This window comes from Pseudomonas sp. PB101 (assembly GCF_009764265.1).
Taxonomy (GTDB): Bacteria; Pseudomonadota; Gammaproteobacteria; order Pseudomonadales; family Pseudomonadaceae; genus Aquipseudomonas.
In genome coordinates this window covers 128,832-149,309 of record NZ_RWIR01000051.1, presented here as the reverse complement: position 1 = coordinate 149,309, position 20,478 = coordinate 128,832, and the positions used below count along the sequence as shown (strand labels likewise).

Genomic DNA, 20,478 nt, shown 5'->3' with positions numbered 1-20,478 from the left:
CACATGACCCTGTGGGAGCGGGCTTGCCCGCGATAGCGGTGGGTCAGTCAATTCAAATGTGACTGACAGAATGCAATCGCGGGCAAGCCCGCTCCCACAGGAACCGAGTAAGGCATCTCGACCTGCAAGACCCGAGGTCTTGGGAGCAACACCTATGTTGAACACCCTTCTTCCAATCCTGTTGTTCGCCGCCCTGGGCCTTGGTGTCCTGGGCGCGTTGCGGCGGGTGGCCATGTGGCGCCGGGGCCGGGCTTCGAAAGTCGACCTGATCGGCGGCCTGTTCGCCATGCCCAAGCGTTACATGGTCGATTTGCACCACGTAGTGGCGCGGGACAAATACATTGCCAATACCCACGTCGCCACGGCTGGCGGTGCGGTAGCGTCCATCGTGCTGGCGATTCTGGTGCATGGTTTCGGCCTGCATAACCGCTTCCTCGGCTATGCGTTGCTGCTGATGTCGGCAGTGATGTTCGTTGGCGCGGTCTTCGTTTATCTGCGTCGACACAACCCGCCTTCACGCCTGTCGAAAGGCCCGTGGATGCGCCTGCCGAAAAGCTTGCTGGCGTTCTCGGCCTCGTTCTTCCTGTTGACCCTGCCGGTGGCCGGGATCCTCCCGGAAAACTTCGGTGGCTGGCTGTTGGCGGCGATTCTCGGGGTTGGCGTGTTGTGGGGCGTGTCGGAACTGTTCTTCGGCATGACCTGGGGCGGGCCGATGAAGCACGCCTTCGCCGGTGCCTTGCACCTGGCCTGGCACCGTCGCGCCGAACGCTTCGGCGGTGGTCGTTCCACGGGCCTCAAACCTCTGGACCTGAACGACCCGAGCGCACCACTGGGCGTGGAAAAACCCAAGGATTTCACCTGGAACCAGTTGCTCGGTTTCGACGCCTGCGTGCAGTGCGGCAAATGCGAAGCAGCGTGCCCGGCGTTCGCCGCCGGCCAGCCGCTGAACCCGAAAAAACTGATTCAGGACATGGTCGTCGGCCTGGCCGGTGGCACCGATGCGAAATTCGCCGGCAGCCCGTATCCGGGTAAACCGGTTGGCGAGCACGGCGGCAATCCGCATCAGCCGATCGTCAACGGCCTGGTGGACGCCGAGACCCTGTGGTCGTGCACGACTTGTCGCGCCTGCGTCGAGGAATGCCCGATGATGATCGAGCACGTCGACGCCATCGTCGACATGCGTCGCCACCTGACCCTGGAAAAAGGCGCCACCCCGAACAAGGGTGCCGAAGTCCTGGAAAACCTGATCGCCACCGACAATCCGGGCGGCTTTGCGCCGGGCGGGCGGATGAACTGGGCGGCAGACCTGAACCTCAACCTGCTCAGCGAAAAGAAATCCACCGACGTACTGTTCTGGGTGGGCGACGGTGCCTTCGACATGCGCAACCAGCGCACCCTGCGCGCCTTCGTCAAAGTGCTCAAGGCGGCGAAAATCGACTTCGCCGTGCTCGGCCTCGAAGAGCGTGACAGCGGTGACGTGGCCCGGCGCCTGGGCGACGAAGCGACCTTCCAGCTGTTGGCCAAACGCAACATCCAGACCCTGGCCAAGTACAGCTTCAACCGCATCGTCACCTGCGACCCACACAGCTTCCACGTGCTGAAAAACGAATACGGCGCCTTCGATGGCAACTACCTGGTGCAGCACCACAGCACCTACATGGCGGAAATCATCGACGCTGGGGCGCTCAATCTCGGTCAGCACAAAGGCGACAGCGTGACCTATCACGACCCGTGCTACCTCGGTCGCTACAACGGCGAGTATGAGGCGCCGCGCCAGGTGCTGCGCGCCCTCGGGATCGAAGTCAAAGAGATGCAACGTTCCGGTTTCCGCTCGCGCTGCTGCGGCGGCGGTGGCGGCGCGCCGATCACTGACATTCCCGGCAAGCAACGGATTCCCGACATGCGCATGGAAGACATCCGCGAGACGGGCGCCGAACTGGTGGCCGTGGGTTGCCCGCAATGCACTGCGATGCTCGAAGGTGTGGTCGAACCTCGGCCGCTGATCAAGGACATCGCTGAACTGGTGGCCGACGCATTGCTCGAAGACGCAGCGCCAAGCAAACCGGCGGCTCCGGCCCAACGTGAACCTGCGGAGGTGCACTGATGAGCGACATTATCCGCCGCGACCCGCGGGCCGAATGGATCGCCCGCAACCGTCTGCACCCGCTGCATGCGGCCATGCAGCCGGCGCAACACAGCTGGATGGGGCCCAACGGTGTCATCCGCAAGAATCCCCATGGCATTGGCTTTATCGGCCCCAACGGGATCAAGCGAATCGACCGCAGTGGCGCGCAGCAGGGCGGGGCGACCAAGCGTACCGCCGCTGTTGAAGTGCAATTGCCGCTGCATCAAGTGCCTGCCCCGGCGCACTACATCTGCGTGGTACCCGACATGGTCGGTGGCCGTCTGAGCAGCCATGACCGCGACCTGCTTGGCCTGGCCCGTCAACTGGCCGGCAGCGACGGCGCGGTACTGGCGGTGGTGTTCGGCGAACACAAGGAAAGCGCGTTTGCCACGGCGGGCGTTGATCGTCTGTTGGTGCTCGAAGGTGAAGAGTTCAGCGGGTATGCACCGGAACAACGGGTCCAGGGCCTGCGGGCTGTGGATAACCAGTTCAGCCCGCGTCACTGGTTGCTGCCGGACAGCCGCAGCGGCGGTGGCGAGCTTGGCCGACGCTTTGCCGCAGCGCTGGGCGAACGCCCGGCGACGCGGGTCTGGCAGGTCAAGGATCAGGAGTGCATCGGCCGCGCCGGTGCCGGTCTGCAAGACCTCGCGCGTCCGGTTGCGCGCTTGATTCTGGCGGCGGCCGAGTGCGCCGAACCGGTCAGTGAAACCCGTCATGAAGCGTTGCCGGTGGAGTTATCCACAACTGTGGCGCGCAGCCTGTCGCGCATCGAGGACCTGGGGGCGGTGGCGGTCGATCCGGCGGCAATCCCCATGGCCGAAGCCGAGTTCATTTTCTCCGGCGGCAACGGGGTCAAGGACTGGGGACTTTTCCACAGGACCGCCGAAGCCCTCGGCGCGACCGAAGGTGCATCACGGGTGGCGGTGGACGACGGCTTCATGGCCCGCGACCGTCAGGTCGGCGCGTCCGGCACCTGGGTCACTGCGCGGGTCTATGTGGCGGTGGGGATTTCCGGGGCGATCCAGCACCTGCAAGGCATCGGTGCCTGCGACAAGGTGGTGGCGATCAACCTCGACCCTGGCTGCGACATGATCAAGCGTGCGGACCTCTCGGTGATCGGCGAGAGCGCGGAGATTCTTCAAGCCTTGATCGAGGCGGTAGAGGCTTACCGCAACGACGCCAAGCGCGATGCGGCTTAAGGGAAGGAAAGGGTTATGAGCACGAAAATCATCAGCCTGGTGTCCATCGGCGCCCACCCGACCTCCGGGCGGCCGCGTCGTGCGGAACAGGATGCGCGGGCGGTGGAACTGGGCCTGCAACTGGCTGGGGATAACCTGCAAGTGCTGCACGCCGGCGACATCGCCGAGCCTGCACTGCGCGCCTACCTGGGCATGGGGCTTGAACAACTGCATGTGCTGGAGCAACCGCAAGGTGCCGATGCGCTCCCGGCGCTGACCGAGTATCTGCGCGATGCCGGGGCTCAGGTGGTGTTGACCGGCAGCCAGGCGGAAACCGGTGAAGGTTCGGGCATGTTGCCCTTCCTGCTGGCCGAAAGCCTGGGCTGGCCGCTGGTGGTGGGGCTGGCACAGGTCGAGTCGATCGATGGCGGTTCGGCGCTGGTGCTGCAAGCCTTGCCGCGCGGTCAACGTCGCCGGCTGAAAGTGCGCCTGCCGTTTCTGGCGACTGTGGATAACGCAGCGCCCAAGCCGCGCCAGAGTGCGTATGGCCCGGCCCGGCGCGGTGTGCTGCAGGCGCAGGACATTGAAATCATCGACGACGAATTACTCGCGGTCGCCAGCCTGCAACCGGCCAAGCCACGGCCCAAGCGCCTGAAGGTGATCAAGGCCAAGAGCGGCGCCGACCGTATGAAAGCCGCGACGGCCAAGGCCAGTGGTGGAGGCGGGCAGGTGCTCAAAGGCGTCACGGCGCAAGCTGGGGCTGAAGCCATTCTCAAGTTGCTGATTGAAGAAGGCGTCGTCCGCTAACTCAGCTTCAGCACAAATCCCCTGTAGGAGCGAGCCTGCTCGCAATAGTCGTCAACGAAGACGCGGGATGCCTGAATGACTTTGGGGGCCTCAGGTTTTTCGCGAGCAGGCTCGCTCCTACAGTTTTGATCGTCGGTTACCAAAATTCACGGGGAAACAATGGCAGTTGAATTTCGTTCGGCAGTGCGCGCGGATGCGCGTGAGATTGCGCGGTTGTTCCAGATTTCATCCGAGGGCGCTTCAGACCAAATCTGGAGCCTGATCGACTACGCCGCCAACACTGGCGCCCGGCGTTTTTACGAGCGGCACGGTTTCGGGATCATCAAGACCTGCCAGGTCACCCCTCATCCCATGATCCGCGTCACCGGTAAAGCCTATCTTATGCACAGGCCTTGAGCTTGTTCGAGCGATCGCCCGGTGACGGTTATCCACAACGCCAGGAACCCTTGCTCTCATCCCACGCCGACGAGGGCGGTGAGCTAAAGTTTCCTATGCGCTGATCAAGGGTGCGGCACGCTTTCGGGAGCTTTCAGACATTCAGCGCTGACTCATGAAACCGGTTTTTATGACTGGCCTGAATATGAAGACTTTCGCTCTTCTGGCGCTCTTTGCATCGGCCCTGTGGGTATCCACAGGCTTGATGGCTGCTGCCCAGGCAAAGCCCCCCGTGGCTGACCAGGATTTCTATCGCTGGATGGACTCCGAGCAGGGGCGCAACGCGTCCCTCGCGCAGCTGCGGCAACAGTGCGACAAGGTCCTGGATGCCGACAGACACCTCAGCTGTTCGGTGACGGTCCTGGCCAGAATGCTCGAAGCCAAGGCCGCCAACCAACTCCCCGAATACTATCTTGCGATCAAGGCCAAGCATGCCCGGGCGATTGCCGCCAGCGCCGATCTGCAGCCTCTGTTCTCCACGTTTGGCAGCAAATCACTGGCTCTGCTGGCGACGACCGGCGATTTCACGGTCAACGGTTCGACGCAGCATGAGGTGCTGCAACTGCATCCGTATGCCAACGACTTTTCCACAGCTGAACAAGTGCTGCCATTCATCGATGTCGGCTCGGCCAAGGGTGTCACGGCGCGTTTTGTGCTGGACACGGGCGCGCCGCAAACCCGGGTCAACATCGACACGGCGAAACAGATGGGCATCAAGTGGTTGCCCGATGCTTTTTATCGCTACAGCACGTTTTATGGCGAAAAGGACCTGGCCGCGAGGCTGGGAGTTATCAGGTCGCTGAAAGTCGGCACCCGCGAGTTCAGGAACGTCCTGGTCTTTGTCAGCGACCGGGACAATCTGTTGGGGTTGGACCTGATCAGCAAGCTGGGGCGCCTGAAGATCACCGGCAGAACACTGGAGCTGAATCCGCCGCCGGCCACACGCTGTGATGCGTCGGTTGTCGTTAGCCGTCTGGATCTCAATCAACGGCTGGTGGTGGCCGCACAATTGGATCGCCGGGAAACGCAGGCCATCATCGATACCGGAAATGTCGACTACCTGACGGCCTCGTCACCTGGCAGGCAACTCAGCGATGTGCAGGCGCTGACACCGGGAAGCTCGAGCGTTGCCACCAACGGCCACAAGCGCTTTCAACGCTTCGACGGCGTTTTGGCCCTGCAAGGCAATACCATGGCGGTCACCTACAAATACTACCCGGGCTTTACCATCCCGCCGTCGCTGATCGACGGGCAATACGTCCCGTCGATATTGCTCGGATGGCGCGCCTTCAAAGACTTTGAATTGAGCCTGGACCTGGATTCAGGTCGCTCATGCCTCAATAAAATCTGAACAACGCCGGTGTTTACCCACAATCCCTGTTGGTGGTTCTGTGGATAACATGTTCGCCCCTCGCTGTACCCCATACAAATCAAGCCCTGCAAGCCGTCGCTCAAAAAACAACCAGCCTTGTTCGTGGTTTTTCCAAGCTTTTTCAAGGGGATAAGTGCTGTTGGGGGTGCAGAGTTGCCCCCAATCTCTGTTGGCGCTTCTGTGGATAAGATGTTTGCTGTCGGCTGTAGGCCTTGTAAACCGTGGCCTGTAGACTTCTGATCATAAAGTGATCAAAAGACGGCTTTGCACCGTCAGCCTTCACGCCAGCGCCGGTTTTGTACGGGTTTCGGAGGTTTTCCACAGGGCCTTCGAAGTTAACCCCAAAGTCTGTTGGCGCTTCTGTGGATAAGGTGTTTGCCATCCTCTGCGAGCCACGTAGACATTGGCTTTCAGGTTGTTGGTTAAAAAATGATCAGCTCGTCCATGGAAGCATGCTTCTGGATAAGTCACGATTTTTCTTTGATTTAAATGAAGAAATTTTGCAGCTTTTCCACAGTTGTCCCCAATAGCTGTGGGTGGAGGTGTGGATAACTTGTTTGCGGAAGGCTGGGAGGTGCGGCGGGCATAGCTCTGAACGAGATAGATCATATTTCGTACAGTTCTATGCTGGTTGTAGGAGCGAGCCTGCTCGCGATGGACGTCAACGATAACGTTGGCAGCCTGACACCCAGCGGTGTTCTCAGGTTCATCGCGAGCGGGCTCGCTCCTACAGGGATTTAGCCTTGGACCGGAACACCCTTGAGGTACGGCGCAGGCTCGGCCCCCAGGTTGCTCAGCAGACGCTCGCTGTACCAGTCCACGAAGTTCACCACGCCGAACTCATAGGTCTTGGAGTACGGACCAGGCTGGTAGGCGGTGGAGTTGATGCCGCGCTGGTTCTCTTCGGCCAGGCGACGGTCCTGGTCGTTGGTGGCGTCCCAGACCTGGCGCATGCGCTCCACGTCGTAGTCCACGCCTTCGACCGCGTCCTTGTGCACGATCCACTTGGTGGTGACCATGGTTTCCTGGGCGCTGATCGGCCACACGGTGAACACGATGATGTGGTCGCCCATGCAGTGGTTCCAGGAGTGCGGCAGGTGGAGGATGCGCATCGAGCCCAGGTCCGGGTTCTTGATGCGACCCATGAGCTTGGCGCAGCCTTGTTTGCCGTCCAGGGTCATCGACACGGTGCCCTTGAGCAGCGGCATGCGCACGATGCGGTTGCGCAGGCCGAAGCTGGCGTGGGCGTAAGGGATCTTCTCGGCTTCCCAGGCAGCGGCGGAGGCAGCCACGTGGTCCTTGAACGCCTGGTCGGCGCGCGGGTCGGTGACGTCGTCCCACTCCAGCAGGGTTTTCAGCAGTTCCGGGTGCGACGCGTTGCAGTGGTAGCACTCGCGGTTGTTTTCCAGCACCAGCTTCCAGTTGGCTTTTTCCATCAAGGTGGTGGTGATCGCCACCTTGGTGTTCTCCATGTCGTACGGTTCCATGTAATGGTTCAGCGTCGACAGGAAGTCATCGATGGCTGGTGGATTTTCCGACAGGCTGATGAAGATGTAGCCGCCGGCGGTCTTCACGTTCACCGGCTTGAGGCCGTACTGCTTCATGTCGAAGTCGGCGCCCATCTCGGTGCCGGCGAACAGCAGGCGACCGTCGAGCTCGTAAGTCCACTGGTGGTAGTGGCAAACCAGTTTGGCGACCTTGCCTTTTTCGCTGGTGCACAGGCGCGAGCCACGGTGGCGGCAGACGTTATGGAACGCGTGCACCACGCCTTCGGCGCCACGGATCACGATGATCGGGTTCTTGCCGACCTGCAGGGTCAGGTAGTTGCCCTTGGTGGGGATTTCGCAGGTCATGCCGGCGATCAGCCACTCTTTCTGGAAGATTTCCTGCATGTCGATATCAAACAGGCGCTCGTCAGAGTAAAACGGCTGCGGCAGCGAGTAGGTGCGCTCGCGCTCTTGCAGCATCTGCGCAGTGGCCTTGCGTGCGGGTTCCAGCGGATCGCCCAGGCTCAGGGTAGTAGTGACGTCCATCGTTTAATCCTCAAGGCCATTCTGTGTGGCCGGCGAAATGTGGCTACGGTTGTGCGACGCAAGACAAAAAACAGCGGTTATCTGTTGAAGCGAGTGTGGGGCCGGCGCTGGCCAGAACCTTATCCATGGGCGACATGGTGCAATCTGTTCCCGACGCGCAAGCCCCGGTCGTTGCGGGCTGGTCGCGATAAGCATGTCAATGTCGCAGATAGGTAAACGGGTGGTTCGCGCTATACGCAGAATCGCCAACATGAAGGCCGACAGTCGGCCGTGGAGATCAGCATGTCCAACAGCTTCCTGAACCCGGTAACCACCCAGACCTGGGCCAATGGTCGTCACATCGTCCGTTGCGTCAAAGTCATCCAGGAAACCTGGGATGTGCGCACCTTTTGCTTCATGGCCGACCAGCCGATCCTGTTCTTCTTCAAGCCGGGGCAATTCGTCACCCTGGAGCTGGAAATCGAAGGCCAGCCGATCATGCGGTCGTACACCATTTCCAGCTCGCCATCGGTGCCGTACAGCTTTTCGGTGACCATCAAGCGCGTGCCGGGCGGCAAGGTGTCCAACTGGCTGCACGACACCCTGCATGAAGGCCAGGAACTGGCGGTGCACGGCCCGGTCGGGCTGTTCAATGCCATGGACTTCACCGCGCCGAAGGTACTCTACCTGAGCGGCGGCGTGGGTATCACACCGGTCATGTCCATGGCGCGCTGGTTCTACGACACCAACGGCAATGTCGACATGGTGTTTATCCACAGCGCCCGTTCGCCCAAGGACATCATTTACCACCGCGAGCTGGAACACATGGCGTCGCGGATCGACAACTTCAGCCTGCACCTGATCTGCGAGAAGCACGGCATGGGTGAGCCCTGGGCCGGTTATCGCGGTTATCTGAACCACAGGATGCTTGAGTTGATGGCGCCGGACTTCCTTGAGCGCGAAGTGTTCTGCTGCGGGCCGACACCCTATATGAATGCGGTCAAGCGCTTGCTGGAAGCCGCTGGCTTCGACATGTCGCGTTATCACGAAGAATCCTTCGGTGCGACCCCGCCAGAGGCGCGCGCGGACGCAGTGGAGCACGCCGAACAGGCGGCCGAGGCACCGGAAGTCGACGCCGCAGACTTGCATCAGGTGGAGTTCATTACCTCCGGCAAGAGCATCCGCGTGGCCCCGGGCGAGACCGTGCATGCAGCGGCGGCCAAGGTCGGCCTGATGATTCCGAAAGCGTGCGGCATGGGCATCTGCGGCACCTGCAAGGTGCTGAAGCTGGGTGGCGAAGTGGAGATGGAACACAACGGCGGGATCACCGAGGAAGACGAAGCCGAAGGGTTCATCCTGTCGTGCTGCAGCGTGCCGAAGGGGGATGTGCGGATCGAGTTCTGATCAACACCGATCTACTGTAGGAGCGAGCCTGCTCGCGATGGACCTGAGAACGCCGCGGGGTGCCAGGTTGCCAGCGTCATCGTTGACGTCCATCGCGAGCAGGCTCGCTCCTACAGGGGAGGGTGTTCAGTCGACAAACAGGTCCTTCATCAGCTTGTCGCTGCTGTCGGGCGCGAAGCGGTAATGTTCGAACTCGGTAATGCCGCTCTCCCGCAGTATTTCCTCATCAATCAGCAAGCGCCCGGTCAAACTGCGATTTGCGCTGCTCAGGATCACATGCGCCGCATCGGCCATGATCGCCGGTGTGCGCGCATGCTTGAACGATTCCCTCGACCCCAGCTGAAACTCGATCGCGGCGGTGGCGATCATCGTCTGTGGCCACAGCGAGTTGACGCTGATCCCGTAATTCCTGAATTCCTCGCTCATGCCCAGGGTCAGCATGCTCATGCCGTACTTGGTGACGGTGTAGGGGCTGTATTGGGCGAACCACTGGGTGGCCAGGTTCAGCGGCGGGGACAGGTTGAGGATGTGGCCGCCGGACTTCTTCAGGTATGGCAATGCCGCCTGGCTGCACAGCAATACGGCGCGGGTGTTGATCTGGTGCATCAGGTCGAAGCGCTTGAGTTCGATGTGCTGAACACCGGTCAACTTGATCGCCCCGGCGTTGTTGACCAGAGCATCAATGCTGCCGAAATGTTCGTTGGCCCGGGTCAGGGCCTCACGCACGGCATCTTCCTCACGCACGTCCACCTGCAAGGCCAGTGCCTTGCCACCCGCCGCTTCCACTTCCTGCGCCACGCTGAAAATCGTGCCCGGCAGCTTGGCGTGGGGCTCGGCGCTTTTGGCGGCGATCACGATGTTGGCGCCATCACGTGCGGCGCGCAGCGCGATCTCACGACCGATCCCGCGGCTGGCGCCGGTGATGAACAGGGTTTTTCCTTGCAATGACATGCTGACGCTCCTGATTGTTGTTATGCGAGCGGATCGGCTCGACAGACAATGTAGACGAAGTCTTCAGGTGCGGACTGTCAGGGAATGCGGATGGCTTTTGTAGGAGTGAGCGTTCTCGCGATAGCTTCATCCAACAGATCTGGTGAATGATCGGGCCTCATCGCGGGCAAGCCCGCTCCCACAGGGTTTGTGGCGTTAGTGAGACATCACTTCGCGGATGTCGCGGGCCAACTCACGCACACGCTCTTCCTCGGTATCCCACGAGCACATGAAACGTGCGCCGCCGTTGCCGATGAAGGTGTAGAAACGCCAGCCCTTGGCGGTCAGCGCGACGATGGCCGGTTCCGAGAGTTGCAGGAACACGCCGTTGGCCTGTACCGGGAACATCAGCTCCACGCCGGGAATGTCGCTGACCAGCTCTGCGAGCAATTGCGCGCAACGGTTGGCGTGGTTGGCGTATTTGAGCCAGGCGTCGTTTTCCAGGATCCCGACCCACGGCGCCGACAGGAAGCGCATCTTCGACGCCAGCTGCCCGGCCTGCTTGCAGCGGTAATCGAAGTCTTCAGCCAGTTTGTGGTTGAAGAACAGAATCGCCTCGCCCACCGCCATGCCGTTTTTCGTGCCGCCAAAGCACAGCACATCCACGCCGGCCTTCCAGGTCAGGTCGGCCGGGGTGCAGCCGAGGAAGGCGCAGGCGTTGGAGAAACGCGCGCCGTCCATGTGCAGGTTCAGGCCCAGTTCCTTGCAGGTGGCGCTGATGGCGCGGATTTCGTCCGGGGTGTAGACGCTGCCGACTTCGGTGGCCTGGGTCAGGGTCACCACGCGAGGTTTCGGGTAGTGGATGTCCTGGCGCTTGAGCGCGACCTCGCGGATCGAGTCCGGGGTCAGCTTGCCGTTTTCAGTGCGGGCGATCAGCAGTTTGGAACCGTTGGAGAAAAATTCCGGGGCGCCGCATTCGTCGGTTTCGACGTGAGCGGTTTCCGAGCAGATCACGCTGTGGTAACTCTGGCACAACGACGACAGCGCCAGCGAGTTGGCGGCGGTGCCGTTGAAGGCGAAAAACACTTCGCAGTCGGTTTCGAACAGCTTGCGGAAATCGTCGGAGGCGCGGGCGGTCCACTCGTCGTCACCGTATGCGCGCTGGTGGCCGTGGTTGGCCTGTTCCATGGCGGCCCAGGCTTCTGGGCAGATGCCGGAATAGTTGTCGCTGGCGAATTGTTGGCTCTTGTCGGTCATGGCCTGCTTCCGTGGTCGGGACGCCTATGGTGAAGCGTTCCGTGGTCAATGAGGGTGCGCACTTTACCCAAGATCATCAGGGGCGCACACGGGATGTCGCTGTCGGGAAAATACACAATCGAAGGACGATTATGCACGCGACTATGCACTTAAGGCAGCGCGACGGTGCACTGGATCTGCTCAAGTGGCTGGCGCTTCTGAGCATGGTGCTCGATCACCTGCGATATGTCGGTTATTCCGCCGATTGGCTGTATGTGCCGGGACGCCTGGCGTTTCCGTGGTTTTGTCTGGCGATGGCGGCGAACCTGGCACGCAAGCCGGCGCAGGCGAGCGGTGGGCAGTGGCGTTATCTGGGATGGTTGCTGCTGTTTAGTGCCGCCAGCGAAATTCCCTACCGCCTGTTCATACCCAACCCTGACACGCTGAACGTGCTGCCCACGCTTGCGCTTGGCTTGCTGGTGGCGCGGGGTTGGCAGCAACAGACCCTGCAATCGCGGCTGCTGGCAGTCGGCGCGCTGGTTTTGGCGGTGTTCTTTTCACAGCGATTGATGTTCGGTTTTTTTGGCGTGTTGTTGCCGCTGGTGCTGCTTTGGGTGATCCATCGCCCGTGGTATTTCGCCCTCTTGCCAGGGTTGGTTTGTCTGGCCGCCAATCAATGGCAGGTGCTGTATTACTCCGTTCGATTGGGCAATCACGTGGCCATGGCGGCCATCGCCACTTGTCTGATTGCGCCATGGCTGGGGCTGTTCTTATTGCGACACGCCCGTGACGTAAAACCACCCCCGATGCGGCGATGGGCATATGCGCTGTATCCCGTGCATTTCCTCATGTTGTTACTTCTCCGCCAGATCGTTGCATGATCCTGTGGGAGCTGGCTTGCCAGCGATAGCGGTGGATCAGCCGCCATAAATGCTGGATGTGCTGACGCCATCGCTGGCAAGCCAGCTCCCACAGGGTTTCTCGATGAATTGAGGATCGTGTTTGACTCGCCATTTCCCGCCATGTCGTAAACGCACCTTTGCGTGGCGCCCGTAGGCATTTGACCCTTCGAAGCCAGTCATACCATCGCTATCAAAGGGCACTGCCGAAAAACCAGTGCCTCACCGAGACGAATGGCGCACCGCCGCCGCTGGGAGAGACGCGATGTTCAGCAAGCAAGACCAGATCCAGGGTTACGACGATGCACTGCTGGCGGCGATGAATGCCGAAGAGCAACGTCAGGAAGATCACATCGAGCTGATCGCGTCGGAGAACTACACCAGCAAACGCGTCATGGAAGCGCAAGGCAGCGGCCTGACCAACAAGTACGCCGAAGGTTATCCGGGCAAGCGCTACTACGGCGGTTGCGAGCACGTCGACAAGGTTGAGGCGCTGGCCATCGAGCGCGCCAAGCAACTGTTCGGCGCCGATTACGCCAACGTCCAGCCGCACTCCGGCTCCTCGGCCAACAGCGCCGTGTACCTGGCCCTGCTGCAAGCCGGCGACACCATCCTGGGCATGAGCCTGGCCCACGGCGGTCACCTGACCCACGGCGCCAAGGTGTCGTCCTCGGGCAAGCTGTACAACGCCGTGCAGTACGGTATCGACACCAAGACCGGTCTGATCGATTACGACGAAGTCGAGCGCCTGGCCGTCGAGTGCAAGCCGAAGATGATCGTTGCCGGTTTCTCGGCCTACTCCAAGACCCTCGACTTCCCGCGCTTCCGCCAGATCGCCGATAAGGTTGGTGCACTGCTGTTCGTCGACATGGCCCACGTGGCCGGTCTGGTCGCTGCCGGCCTGTACCCGAACCCGCTGCCTTACGCCGACGTGGTCACCACCACCACCCACAAGACCCTGCGCGGTCCTCGTGGCGGCCTGATCCTGTGCAAGTCCAACGAAGAAATCGAGAAGAAGCTCAACGCGGCAGTGTTCCCGGGTGCCCAGGGCGGCCCGCTGATGCACGTGATCGCTGGCAAGGCGGTGTGCTTCAAGGAAGCGCTGGAGCCAGGCTTCAAGGCTTACCAGCAACAAGTGATCGACAACGCCCAGGCCATGGCCGGCGTGTTTATCAAACGCGGCTACGATGTAGTGTCCGGCGGTACCGACAACCACCTGTTCCTGGTCAGCCTGATCCGTCAGGGCCTGACCGGCAAAGAGGCGGATGCAGCACTCGGTCGCGCCCACATCACTGTGAACAAGAACGCTGTCCCGAACGATCCACAGTCGCCGTTCGTGACCTCCGGCCTGCGCATCGGCACTCCGGCGGTGACCACTCGCGGCTTCAAGGTGGCCCAGTGCGTCACGCTGGCCGGCTGGATCTGCGACATCCTCGACAACCTCGGCGACGCCGATGTCGAGGCCAATGTCGCCGAGCAAGTGGCAGCCCTGTGCGCGGACTTCCCGGTTTATCGCTGAGTGCGGTTTTGGAGTAAATGACTATGCAACGCTACTCGGGCTTCGGCCTCTTCAAACACTCTCTCAGCCATCATGAAAACTGGCAGAAAATGTGGCGCACGCCGACCCCTAAAAAGGTCTACGACGTGGTCATCGTCGGCGGTGGCGGGCATGGTCTGGCAACGGCCTACTACCTGGCCAAGGAACACGGCATCACCAACGTGGCCGTGGTCGAGAAAGGCTGGCTGGGCGGCGGTAACACCGCGCGCAACACCACCATCGTTCGCTCCAACTACCTGTGGGACGAGTCGGCGCACCTGTACGAACACGCGATGAAACTGTGGGAAGGCCTGTCCCAGGACCTGAACTACAACGTGATGTTCTCCCAGCGTGGCGTCTACAACCTGTGCCACACCCTGCAGGACATCCGTGATTCCGAGCGTCGGGTCAGCGCCAACCGCCTCAACGGCGTGGATGGTGAACTGCTCGATGCAAAACAGGTTGCCGACGAGATTCCGTACCTCGACTGCTCCAAGAACACTCGCTACCCGGTGATGGGCGCCACCGTCCAGCGTCGCGGCGGCGTGGCCCGTCACGATGCCGTGGCCTGGGGCTTTGCCCGTGCCGCCGACGCCCTCGGCGTGGACCTGATCCAGCAGACCGAAGTGATCGGTTTCCGCAAGGAAAACGGCGTGTGCATCGGCGTTGAAACCAACAAGGGCTTCATCGGCGCCAAGCGCGTCGGCGTAGTGACCGCCGGTAACTCCGGGCACATGGCCAAGCTCGCCGGTTTCCGCCTGCCGATCGAATCCCACCCGCTGCAAGCGCTGGTGTCCGAACCGATCAAGCCGATTATCGACAGCGTGATCATGTCCAACGCCGTACACGGCTACATCAGCCAGTCCGACAAGGGCGACCTGGTGATCGGCGCCGGTATCGACGGCTACAACGGCTACGGTCAGCGTGGTTCGTACCCGGTGATCGAGCACACCGTCCAGGCCATCGTCGAGATGTTCCCGGTGCTCTCGCGCGTACGCATGAACCGTCAGTGGGGCGGCATCGTCGACACCACGCCGGATGCCTGCCCGATCATTTCGAAAACCCCGGTACCGAACATGTTCTTCAACTGCGGTTGGGGCACCGGCGGCTTCAAGGCCACACCTGGTTCGGGCAACGTGTTTGCCGCGAGCCTGGCCAAGGGTGAAATGCACCCGTTGGCCGCACCTTTCTCCATCGACCGTTTCCACAACGGTGCGTTGATCGATGAACACGGCGCTGCTGCGGTTGCCCACTAACAGGAGAAATCCCCATGTTGCATATCTTCTGTCCTCACTGCGGCGAGTTGCGCTCCGAAGAGGAATTCCACGCATCCGGCCAGGCGCACATCCCGCGTCCACTGGATCCGAACACCTGCACCGACGAGGAGTGGGGCGACTACATGTTCTTCCGCGACAACCCGCGCGGTCTGCACCACGAGCTGTGGGATCACGTCGCCGGTTGCCGCCAGTACTTCAACGTCACCCGTGACACCGTGACCTACGAGATTCTCGAAACCTACAAGATCGGCACCAAGCCACAATTCACCGACAAGACCGATAGCCCGAAAGCGGCCAGCACGGCTCTGGGAGAGAAGGTATGAGCCAGATCAATCGCCTGTCCAACGGCGGACGGATCGACCGCAACAAAGTCTTGACCTTCACCTTCAACGGCCAGAACTACAAAGGCTTCGAAGGCGATTCCCTGGCCGCTGCACTGCTGGCCAACGGCGTCGACATCATCGGTCGCAGCTTCAAGTATTCCCGTCCACGCGGCATCTTCGCCGCTGGCGCAGAAGAGCCGAACGCGGTGCTGCAGATCGGCGCCACCGAAGCCACGCAGATCCCGAACGTGCGCGCCACGCAACAGGCGCTGTACCAAGGCCTGGTCGCCACCAGCACCAACGGCTGGCCGAGCGTCAACAACGACATGATGGGGATTCTCGGCAAGGTCGGCGGCAAGCTGATGCCGCCGGGCTTCTACTACAAAACCTTCATGTACCCGCAATCGTTCTGGATGACCTACGAGAAGTACATCCGCAAGGCTGCCGGCCTGGGTCGCTCGCCGACCGAGAACGATCCGGACACCTACGACTACATGAACCAGCACTGCGACGTGCTGATCGTCGGCGCCGGCCCTGCAGGCCTGGCCGCTGCACTGGCGGCTGCGCGCAGCGGTGCCCGGGTGATCCTGGCTGACGAACAGGAAGAGTTCGGCGGCAGCCTGCTCGACTCCCGCGAAAGCCTCGACGGCAAGCCTGCGATGGAGTGGGTGGCCAGCGTCATCGACGAACTGAAGAACACCCCGGACGTGCTGCTGTTGCCGCGCGCCACCGTCAACGGCTACCACGACCACAACTTCCTGACCATTCACGAGCGCCTGACCGATCACCTCGGCGACCGCGCACCGATTGGCCAGGTGCGTCAGCGTATCCACCGGGTCCGCGCCACTCGCGTGGTACTGGCGACCGGCGCTCACGAGCGTCCACTGGTCTACGGCAACAACGACGTGCCGGGCAACATGCTCGCCGGCGCCATCTCGACTTATGTGCGTCGTTACGGCGTGGCACCGGGCAAGAAGCTGGTGCTGTCGACCAACAACGACCACGCCTACCGCGTTGCCCTGGATTGGCTCGATGCCAGCCTGCAAGTGGTGGCCATCGCCGACGCCCGCAGCAATCCGCGTGGTGCGCTGGTGGAAGAAGCCCGCGCCAAAGGCATCCGCATCCTTACCGGCAGCGCCGTGATCGAGGCCCGTGGCAGCAAGCACGTGACCGCTGCCCGCGTGGCCGCAATCGATGTCAAAGCCCACACCGTGACCAGCCCGGGCGAATGGCTCGACTGCGACGTGATCGGCAGCTCCGGTGGCTACAGCCCGGTGGTTCACCTGGCTTCGCACCTGGGTGGCAAGCCGATCTGGCGTGAAGACATCCTCGGTTTCGTACCGGGCGAAGCACCGCAAAAACGCGTGTGCGTCGGTGGCATCAACGGAGTCTACGGCCTCGGCGATTCCCTGGCCGACGGTTTTGAAGGTGGCGTTCGCGCTGCTGCCGAAGCTGGCTTCCAGTCGGTCGAAGGCGTGCTGCCCAAAGCCCTGAGCCGTCTCGAAGAGGCGACCCTGGCGCTGTTCCAGGTGCCCCATGAAAAGAACACCGCACGGGCGCCGAAGCAATTCGTCGACCTGCAAAACGACGTCACCGCCGCCGCCATCGAACTGGCGACCCGCGAGGGCTTCGAGTCGGTCGAGCACGTCAAACGCTACACCGCGCTGGGTTTCGGCACCGATCAGGGCAAGCTCGGCAACGTCAACGGCCTGGCCATCGCTGCCCGCTCGCTGAACGTGACCATCCCGCAGATGGGCACCACCATGTTCCGCCCGAACTACACGCCGGTGACTTTCGGCGCCGTGGCCGGTCGTCACTGTGGGCACATCTTCGAGCCGGTGCGCTACACCGCACTGCATCAATGGCACCTGAAAAGCGGCGCCGAGTTCGAAGACGTCGGCCAGTGGAAGCGTCCTTGGTACTTCCCGAAATCCGGTGAAGACCTGCATGCGGCAGTGAAGCGCGAATGCAAAGCCGTGCGCGACAGCGTCGGCCTGCTCGATGCTTCGACCCTGGGCAAGATCGACATCCAGGGCCCGGATGCGCGCGAGTTCCTCAACCGCGTCTACACCAACGCCTGGACCAAGCTCGATGTGGGCAAGGCGCGTTACGGCCTGATGTGCAAAGAAGACGGCATGGTCTTCGACGACGGCGTGACGGCTTGCCTGGCCGACAACCATTTCGTCATGACCACCACCACCGGCGGCGCGGCTCGCGTACTGCAGTGGCTGGAGCTGTACCACCAGACCGAATGGCCGGACATGAAGGTGTACTTCACCTCCGTGACCGACCACTGGGCGACCATGACCCTGTCCGGGCCGAACAGCCGCAAGCTGCTCGCTGAAGTCACCGACATCGACCTCGCCAACGAAGCCTTCCCGTTCATGACCTGGAAAGAAGGTTTGGTGGGTGGTGTGCCAGCGCGGGTATTCCGGATTTCGTTTACCGGTGAGCTGTCGTACGAAGTCAACGTGCAAGCCGACTATGCGATGGGCGTCCTGGAAAAAATCGTCGACGCTGGCAAGAAGTACAACCTCACCCCGTACGGCACCGAAACCATGCACGTGCTGCGGGCCGAGAAGGGCTTCATCATCGTCGGTCAGGACACTGACAGCTCGATGACCCCGGACGACCTGAACATGGGCTGGTGTGTCGGTCGCACCAAACCGTTCTCGTGGATCGGCTGGCGTGGCATGAACCGTGAAGACTGCGTGCGTGATCAGCGCAAGCAACTGGTTGGCCTGAAGCCGATCGATCCGAACAAGTGGCTGCCGGAAGGTGCGCAACTGGTGTTCAACACCAAGCAGGCGATCCCGATGACCATGGTCGGTCACGTGACCTCCAGCTACCTGCACAACTCCCTGGGCTATTCGTTTGCCATGGGCGTGGTCAAGGGCGGGTTGCAGCGCATGGGCGAGCGCGTGTTCGCACCGCTGGCCGACGGCAGCGTGATCGAGGCGGAAATCGTTTCCTCGGTGTTCTTCGATCCGAAGGGCGAACGCCAGAACGTGTGATTGCCGGATGTGGTTTTGACTGTGGGAGCCAGCTTGCTGGCGATGAACGATAACGCGGTGCATCTGATACACCGCGTCGTTTGGATCGCCAGCAAGCCGGCTCCTACAGGAGGCAACCGCACCATCAACAGAATTCAGGAAAGGTGCTTTATGACCGCAGCCAATGTTTACCAACAACGCCCAACCTCCGGGGCCAAGGCCGAGTCGTCGCTGCATCATGCCGACCTCGCCAGCCTGGTGGGCAAGGGCCGCAAGAACGCCGGTGTGACCGTGCGTGAGAAAAAACTCCTCGGCCACTTGACGATTCGTGGCGATGGCCACGATGCCGCGTTTGCCGCCGGTGTGCACAAAGCCCTCGGCATCGAATTGCCGGGTGCGCTGACCGTCATCGTCAAAGGCGAAACCAGCCTGCAATGGATGGGGCCGGATGAGTGGCTGCTGATCGTGCCGACCGGTGAAGAGCTTGCCGCCGAGCAGAAACTGCGCGAAGCGCTGGGCGATCTGCACATTGCAATCGTCAACGTCAGCGGCGGCCAGCAACTCCTCGAACTGAGCGGCCCGAACGTGCGCCAGGTGCTGATGAAGTCCACCAGCTACGACGTGCACCCGAACAACTTCCCGGTGGGTAAAGCCGTCGGCACGGTGTTCGCCAAGTCGCAACTGATGATCCGTCACACCGCCGAAGACACCTGGGAACTGCTGATTCGTCGCAGCTTCTCGGATTACTGGTGGCTGTGGCTGCAGGATGCTTCTGCCGAGTACGGCCTCAGCGTTCAGGCTTGATGAAAACCTGTAGGAGCGAGCCTGCTCCGGGCGGCGCTCCGACGATGGACTTGAGAGCGACGCGCTAAATCAGGAAGCACGCGTCATCGTTGACGTCCATCGCGAGCAGGGCTCGCTCCTACAGTAGGCATCCACCGATTTCACAGGAGTCACCGCACTATGAGCCGCGCCCCAGACACATGGATTCTGACCGCCGACTGCCCCAGCGTACTCGGCACGGTGGATGCGGTGACCCGCTTTCTGTTCGAGCAGGGCTGCTACGTCACCGAGCACCATTCCTTCGATGACCGGCTTTCGGGCCGTTTCTTCATTCGAGTGGAATTCCGCCAACCCGATGATTTCGACGAGCAGTCGTTTCGTGCGGGGCTGGCTGAACGTGGCGACGCCTTTGGCATGAATTTCGAACTGACCGCGCCGAACTATCGGCCGAAAGTGGTGATCATGGTCTCCAAGGCCGATCACTGCCTCAACGACTTGCTTTATCGCCAGCGCATCGGCCAGTTGTCGATGGACGTGGCCGCCGTGGTCTCCAACCACCCGGACCTCAAGCCACTGGCTGACTGGCACCAGATTCCGTACTACCACTTCCCGCTGGACCCGAACGACAAGCCGTCGCAAGAGCGTCAGGTCTGGCAGGTCATTGAAGAGTCCGGTGCGGAGCTGGTGATCCTTGCGCGCTACATGCAAGTGCTGTCGCCGGAACTGTGCCGCAAGCTCGATGGCAAGGCGATCAATATCCACCACTCCCTGCTGCCCGGGTTCAAGGGCGCCAAGCCCTATCACCAGGCCTACAACAAGGGCGTGAAACTGGTGGGCGCCACGGCGCACTACATCAACAACGACCTCGATGAAGGGCCGATCATTGCCCAGGGCGTCGAGGCGGTGGATCACAGCCATTACCCGGAAGACCTGATCGCCAAGGGGCGGGATATCGAAGGGTTGACCCTGGCGCGGGCGGTTGGGTATCACATCGAGAGAAGAGTGTTCTTGAACGCGAATCGTACGGTCGTTCTCTAGATCGCTATCGCTGGCAAGCCAGCTCCCACAGGGTTTTATGTCGTTCGCAGAGTTTGTGTACAACCCGGCCACTGTGGGAGCTGGCTTGCCAGCGATGAGGCCCTAACAGACAACACAGGCAATAACCCG

The 20,478-nt window shown here is 61.5% G+C and carries 17 protein-coding genes; 13 read left to right on the top strand and 4 right to left on the bottom strand.

Going from position 1 to position 20,478, the window contains the following annotated elements:
* Window positions 1–154: 154 nt before the first annotated feature.
* From dgcB to EI969_RS14900, 5 genes are all read left to right on the top strand, one after another.
* Window positions 155–2,104, top strand: a complete 1,950-nt coding sequence (dgcB, locus tag EI969_RS14920) for a dimethylglycine demethylation protein DgcB (RefSeq protein WP_160388474.1) — start codon at window positions 155–157, stop codon at window positions 2,102–2,104.
* Window positions 2,104–3,324, top strand: a complete 1,221-nt coding sequence (locus EI969_RS14915) for an electron transfer flavoprotein subunit alpha/FixB family protein (protein WP_160388473.1) — start codon at window positions 2,104–2,106, stop codon at window positions 3,322–3,324. Before dgcB ends, EI969_RS14915 begins: the two co-directional genes overlap by 1 nt.
* A gap of 15 nt (window positions 3,325–3,339) precedes the next feature.
* Window positions 3,340–4,110: an electron transfer flavoprotein subunit beta gene (locus EI969_RS14910; protein ID WP_150719116.1), complete on the top strand. Its 771-nt coding sequence runs from the start codon at window positions 3,340–3,342 to the stop codon at window positions 4,108–4,110.
* Between the two features lie 159 nt (window positions 4,111–4,269).
* Window positions 4,270–4,506 carry a hypothetical protein gene (locus EI969_RS14905; protein ID WP_160388472.1) on the top strand — a complete coding sequence of 79 codons (237 nt, stop codon included), beginning with the start codon at window positions 4,270–4,272 and terminating at the stop codon, window positions 4,504–4,506.
* A 169-nt stretch (window positions 4,507–4,675) separates the two neighbouring features.
* Window positions 4,676–5,896 carry a retropepsin-like aspartic protease gene (locus tag EI969_RS14900; protein ID WP_160388471.1) on the top strand — a complete coding sequence of 407 codons (1,221 nt, stop codon included), beginning with the start codon at window positions 4,676–4,678 and terminating at the stop codon, window positions 5,894–5,896.
* Window positions 5,897–6,196: 300 nt separating this feature from the next.
* Here EI969_RS14900 and EI969_RS14895 read toward each other — a convergent pair whose 3' ends face one another.
* Both EI969_RS14895 and gbcA read right to left on the bottom strand, forming a co-directional pair.
* On the bottom strand, window positions 6,197–6,526 hold the full coding sequence (locus tag EI969_RS14895; protein WP_160388470.1) for a hypothetical protein: 330 nt from the start codon (window positions 6,524–6,526) through the stop codon (window positions 6,197–6,199).
* A 128-nt stretch (window positions 6,527–6,654) separates the two neighbouring features.
* On the bottom strand, window positions 6,655–7,950 hold the full coding sequence (gene gbcA / locus EI969_RS14890) for a glycine-betaine demethylase subunit GbcA (RefSeq protein ID WP_110662073.1): 1,296 nt from the start codon (window positions 7,948–7,950) through the stop codon (window positions 6,655–6,657).
* 282 nt (window positions 7,951–8,232) lie between these two features.
* On the opposite strand from gbcA, the gene gbcB reads away from it, so the two are divergent.
* The gene (gbcB, locus tag EI969_RS14885) at window positions 8,233–9,333 is read left to right on the top strand and encodes a glycine-betaine demethylase subunit GbcB (RefSeq protein ID WP_160388469.1); all 1,101 of its coding nucleotides are present in this window, start codon (window positions 8,233–8,235) and stop codon (window positions 9,331–9,333) included.
* A 126-nt stretch (window positions 9,334–9,459) separates the two neighbouring features.
* On the opposite strand, the gene EI969_RS14880 is transcribed toward gbcB, so the two are convergent.
* Both EI969_RS14880 and EI969_RS14875 read right to left on the bottom strand, forming a co-directional pair.
* On the bottom strand, window positions 9,460–10,284 hold the full coding sequence (locus tag EI969_RS14880) for an NAD(P)-dependent oxidoreductase (protein ID WP_160388468.1): 825 nt from the start codon (window positions 10,282–10,284) through the stop codon (window positions 9,460–9,462).
* Between the two features lie 195 nt (window positions 10,285–10,479).
* Window positions 10,480–11,520: a low specificity L-threonine aldolase gene (locus EI969_RS14875; protein ID WP_160388467.1), complete on the bottom strand. Its 1,041-nt coding sequence runs from the start codon at window positions 11,518–11,520 to the stop codon at window positions 10,480–10,482.
* Between the two features lie 131 nt (window positions 11,521–11,651).
* On the opposite strand from EI969_RS14875, the gene EI969_RS14870 reads away from it, so the two are divergent.
* From EI969_RS14870 to purU, 7 genes are all read left to right on the top strand, one after another.
* On the top strand, window positions 11,652–12,380 hold the full coding sequence (locus EI969_RS14870) for a TraX family protein (RefSeq protein ID WP_253563265.1): 729 nt from the start codon (window positions 11,652–11,654) through the stop codon (window positions 12,378–12,380).
* Between the two features lie 283 nt (window positions 12,381–12,663).
* On the top strand, window positions 12,664–13,917 hold the full coding sequence (gene glyA / locus EI969_RS14865; RefSeq protein ID WP_150719124.1) for a serine hydroxymethyltransferase: 1,254 nt from the start codon (window positions 12,664–12,666) through the stop codon (window positions 13,915–13,917).
* 23 nt (window positions 13,918–13,940) lie between these two features.
* Window positions 13,941–15,191 carry a sarcosine oxidase subunit beta gene (locus EI969_RS14860; RefSeq protein ID WP_038981138.1) on the top strand — a complete coding sequence of 417 codons (1,251 nt, stop codon included), beginning with the start codon at window positions 13,941–13,943 and terminating at the stop codon, window positions 15,189–15,191.
* Between the two features lie 14 nt (window positions 15,192–15,205).
* Window positions 15,206–15,535, top strand: coding sequence for a sarcosine oxidase subunit delta (locus EI969_RS14855; protein ID WP_046039383.1), 330 nt, complete (start codon window positions 15,206–15,208; stop codon window positions 15,533–15,535).
* Window positions 15,532–18,549 (top strand): sarcosine oxidase subunit alpha, encoded by a 3,018-nt coding sequence (locus EI969_RS14850; protein WP_160388465.1) that lies wholly within the window; start codon window positions 15,532–15,534, stop codon window positions 18,547–18,549. Before EI969_RS14855 ends, EI969_RS14850 begins: the two co-directional genes overlap by 4 nt.
* Before the next feature lie 150 nt (window positions 18,550–18,699).
* Window positions 18,700–19,332: a sarcosine oxidase subunit gamma gene (locus tag EI969_RS14845; RefSeq protein ID WP_160388464.1), complete on the top strand. Its 633-nt coding sequence runs from the start codon at window positions 18,700–18,702 to the stop codon at window positions 19,330–19,332.
* Window positions 19,333–19,491: 159 nt separating this feature from the next.
* Window positions 19,492–20,349 carry a formyltetrahydrofolate deformylase gene (gene purU, locus EI969_RS14840; RefSeq protein WP_160388463.1) on the top strand — a complete coding sequence of 286 codons (858 nt, stop codon included), beginning with the start codon at window positions 19,492–19,494 and terminating at the stop codon, window positions 20,347–20,349.
* The last annotated feature ends 129 nt before the right edge of the window (window positions 20,350–20,478 follow it).

Coding starts and splice junctions, on each gene's coding strand:
- dgcB (WP_160388474.1), top strand. CDS start 155: ATGTTGAACACCCTTCTTCCAATCCTGTTGTTCGCCGCCCTGGGCCTT.
- EI969_RS14915 (WP_160388473.1), top strand. CDS start 2,104: ATGAGCGACATTATCCGCCGCGACCCGCGGGCCGAATGGATCGCCCGC.
- EI969_RS14910 (WP_150719116.1), top strand. CDS start 3,340: ATGAGCACGAAAATCATCAGCCTGGTGTCCATCGGCGCCCACCCGACC.
- EI969_RS14905 (WP_160388472.1), top strand. CDS start 4,270: ATGGCAGTTGAATTTCGTTCGGCAGTGCGCGCGGATGCGCGTGAGATT.
- EI969_RS14900 (WP_160388471.1), top strand. CDS start 4,676: ATGACTGGCCTGAATATGAAGACTTTCGCTCTTCTGGCGCTCTTTGCA.
- EI969_RS14895 (WP_160388470.1), bottom strand. CDS start 6,526: ATGATCTATCTCGTTCAGAGCTATGCCCGCCGCACCTCCCAGCCTTCC.
- gbcA (WP_110662073.1), bottom strand. CDS start 7,950: ATGGACGTCACTACTACCCTGAGCCTGGGCGATCCGCTGGAACCCGCA.
- gbcB (WP_160388469.1), top strand. CDS start 8,233: ATGTCCAACAGCTTCCTGAACCCGGTAACCACCCAGACCTGGGCCAAT.
- EI969_RS14880 (WP_160388468.1), bottom strand. CDS start 10,284: ATGTCATTGCAAGGAAAAACCCTGTTCATCACCGGCGCCAGCCGCGGG.
- EI969_RS14875 (WP_160388467.1), bottom strand. CDS start 11,520: ATGACCGACAAGAGCCAACAATTCGCCAGCGACAACTATTCCGGCATC.
- EI969_RS14870 (WP_253563265.1), top strand. CDS start 11,652: ATGCACGCGACTATGCACTTAAGGCAGCGCGACGGTGCACTGGATCTG.
- glyA (WP_150719124.1), top strand. CDS start 12,664: ATGTTCAGCAAGCAAGACCAGATCCAGGGTTACGACGATGCACTGCTG.
- EI969_RS14860 (WP_038981138.1), top strand. CDS start 13,941: ATGCAACGCTACTCGGGCTTCGGCCTCTTCAAACACTCTCTCAGCCAT.
- EI969_RS14855 (WP_046039383.1), top strand. CDS start 15,206: ATGTTGCATATCTTCTGTCCTCACTGCGGCGAGTTGCGCTCCGAAGAG.
- EI969_RS14850 (WP_160388465.1), top strand. CDS start 15,532: ATGAGCCAGATCAATCGCCTGTCCAACGGCGGACGGATCGACCGCAAC.
- EI969_RS14845 (WP_160388464.1), top strand. CDS start 18,700: ATGACCGCAGCCAATGTTTACCAACAACGCCCAACCTCCGGGGCCAAG.
- purU (WP_160388463.1), top strand. CDS start 19,492: ATGAGCCGCGCCCCAGACACATGGATTCTGACCGCCGACTGCCCCAGC.